General features: G+C 38.8%; 2 protein-coding genes. Both read right to left on the reverse strand.

Annotated elements, in window-relative coordinates; genetic code table 11:
• Positions 1-268: 268 nt before the first annotated feature.
• A complete protein-coding gene (locus tag FTT63_RS15145) occupies positions 269-1,042 on the reverse strand; it encodes a glucose 1-dehydrogenase (RefSeq protein ID WP_180192462.1) in 774 nt (257 codons plus the stop codon).
• Positions 1,043-1,139: 97 nt separating this feature from the next.
• On the reverse strand, positions 1,140-2,345 hold the full coding sequence (locus FTT63_RS15150) for a S9 family peptidase (protein WP_171524614.1): 1,206 nt from the start codon (positions 2,343-2,345) through the stop codon (positions 1,140-1,142).
• Positions 2,346-2,649: the final 304 nt, after the last annotated feature.

The following is a 2,649-nucleotide window of genomic DNA, read 5'->3' on the forward strand; positions in this document are numbered from 1 at the left end:
GTTCTTTATCCGACATAGACACCAACATATCAAACCGTCCGCTAAGAAAATTGCAAAAGTGCATATTCTAAAAGCGGACATTTTTACTTTGGAGAAACCGGACATTTCTACTTTGGGCTTACAAATGTACTTCGTATAATATCCATTATGTTAAATAGAAGCAGTTAGTGGGATCTGTTTAGCAACTTTAAGCCAGTTGCTATGCATCCAAATACAGATTGCACCTCATATTCAATTTATAAGAATTTTAGGTTTTAGACAGCACTCTTTAATCAAGTGTTTGTACACCACCACCATTTACAAATAAGGTTTGTCCAGAAACCCATGATGAAATAGGTGAGGCAAAGAATAACACAGCTCTCGCGATATCTTCGGGTTCACCTAATCGTTGTAATGGTGTGTGGGAGAGCATTGTTTTTTCAATCTCAGGCTTCAGTACTTTTTCTAATGCTGCGGTACGAATTGCTCCGGGTCCTACAGCATTAATACGTATATTTGGACCAAGATCATGAGCCAAATTAGCGACCATATGATTTAACGCTGCTTTTGATGATGCATATCCGCTCATAGCAGGGCTTTTGTTAATTGAACTCATAGAGCTGATATTTATGATTGAGCCGTAACCCGCTTTATTCATATGCGGTGCGACGAGCTGACACAATCGCCAAGCAGCAAATACATTAAGCTGAAAATCACGTTCTATAGTATCTACGCTAATTTGATCAGGAGATTCACGACCACCGCCACCTCCTCCAGCATTGTTCACTAAGATGTGAATGTGACCAAAGGTTTCGATTGTTTTATTCACTGCATTGACCAATTGATCATCTTGCAGAATATTGCATGCAACATATTCTATGTTGCGTCCAGTCAGCTTCTTGATTTCTTCAGCTGTATGTTTAGCTGCTTCTAAATTTAAATCGGCAATCATAACGTCCGAGCCTGCTTGTGCAAGAATGAGAGCGCTGGCTTTCCCAATACCTGCTGCACCGCCTGTTACAAGTGCTATTTTATTCGTCAGTGATAATAAACTTTGTGGCATCATTTTGATTTATTTCCATTTGTATATTAAAACTCGAAATATTTAATTCTTCTACTGCATAGCTTTATTTTGAGTTCAAAATCCTAAATCTACCGCATCATTTTGAATTGCAGGTATTTATAGTTTTCCCTTGTTCAACTGAATTGATAAAGCTTCCAATCAGCAATTCACTTTGTCTTAAAGAGTCACGATGATCTCCATTCTTGACCGGGTGAAAGGCAATAGGTTTTTGATTCTTACATACTTGCTGATAGTAAGCATAAGTACCACGGTAATCTACAAGCTGATCTTTATCACCTTGTACAATTAAAAGCGGCACAGTAGGTGTCATATTCTCAATAGACTGTTTTTTTAAATAATTTGTCAAAGGTGTCAAATTTACATTCGGTTTAAAGACTGTTTTAGGTGCTGCTTTTAGATCAGATTGTAATTCTGACAAACAGCGATTACGTGCATAATTAAGAATTTCCCCCATCTCTGAACTAACTAAATTTGCTGGAGCTAGGCTAGGATCTGCTGCTTCTGCTCCCAGAAGTACGACTGGGAAAAATGCGGCAACACTTGTTTCAATTTGAGAATGGGTTGCTACGTATTCAGCGATTCCTTGGTATTGATAGCCACCCGGTGCGAGTGCAATTGCCCCACGCAAATTAAATTCAGGTGCATCTTTCTGACCGTCCGCTGCAACCTTCAGAGATGCTGCACCGCCTTGACTATGCCCCATTACATACCAGTTTTTACTAAATTTATAAGGCTTTAAAAGGTGGGTCGCCCGTACGGCATCAACGACAGTGTGCAACTGACTTTGTGCATTCATATATGGATGTCCACCTGGAGTACCTAAACCCTGATAATCAGGTGCGACGACTGCATATCCGCGGGCAAGCCAGGCATTTAGTGCTTTCGCAGCAATTTGTTGATAGACATGGACTGGGCCGCCGACATAATCTCCAGAAGGCGCACAAGTATCTGCTACACCAGTTGTACCATGAGCCCAAGCAAGAACAGGCCATCCCCCTTTGGGTACTTTACCTTTAGGCAGTAAGAGATATCCTGAAGTCACAATTGGTTCAGACTGTACTCCGCGACTACGGTAAGTGATTAAGAACCGCTGTGAAGCATTGGTAAATAGATCAATACTCTCTTCTTGTATGGATAAGATTGTTCCTGGCATTTTGCTAGAGATATTAGATGTTTGGACTTTGCCATTATTGAGAATGACAGGAGAGGCTATTGCATATGTTGAATTTAAGCATAGACAGCTTACGACCAATTTTAGAATGGGATGTTTAATTTTCATCAATGGCACCATCTTTCTTTTTTATAATCTCATTTTTAATGTATCAGCTTTATCTAGTTTTCTAAACAAAGTCTTAAAAATTCGGTATGAGCCTAAGTTTTTAGAGTAATGGCTGAAGGCTTCTACAAAGATTATAAAATTTTTCTAAAATTAACATAATACACGTTATACGAAATTCTTTTGTTAGAACCCATTTAAAGTGTCTATATTCTCACCAATAAAAATGTCTGGTTTATGATGGTTTAAACATCATGGACTGGATATGAAATATAGATGCTGATCACTATGTCTGACAAAGAAATTCAAC

It is taken from the genome of Acinetobacter sp. C15, assembly GCF_013420645.1.
GTDB classification, from domain to species: Bacteria; Pseudomonadota; Gammaproteobacteria; order Pseudomonadales; family Moraxellaceae; genus Acinetobacter; species Acinetobacter indicus.

Bases quoted from the DNA above. Each gene is read 5' to 3' on its own strand.
- FTT63_RS15145 (WP_180192462.1), bottom strand. From the start codon at position 1,042: ATGCCACAAAGTTTATTATCACTGACGAATAAAATAGCACTTGTAACA.